1 pseudogene is annotated in these 304 nt (G+C 55.9%); it reads left to right on the forward strand.

The window, feature by feature from the left end:
- Window positions 1–7: 7 nt before the first annotated feature.
- Window positions 8–304 (forward strand): annotated as a pseudogene (locus LOK78_RS16480) (hypothetical protein); the annotation flags it as partial.

Consider the following 304-nt stretch of genomic DNA (forward strand, 5'->3'; position numbering starts at 1 on the left):
AAGGACAATGGCTACACTGCAAGGCAAGAGGATTGTTATTATAGGCGGCTCTTCTGGCATCGGCTATGGCGTCGCGAAATCGTCGCTGCTTTCGCTCGCAGAGCACGTCATCATTGCCTCCTCTTCAGCAGAGAAGGTCGCTAAAGCTGTGGCACGACTAGTGGCAGAGCCCGACCTGCAAGCCGTACAAGGATTGTCTGGCAAAGTGACGGGCGATGTTGCGGACCTAGGCAACCCACAGTCACTCCGCACGTTCTTCGAGAAGGTCGGCGAGTTCGACCATCTAGTTCTCACTGGTGGGACC

It is taken from the genome of Mangrovimonas futianensis (assembly GCF_021245805.1).
GTDB lineage: Bacteria > Bacteroidota > Bacteroidia > Flavobacteriales > Flavobacteriaceae > Mangrovimonas > Mangrovimonas futianensis.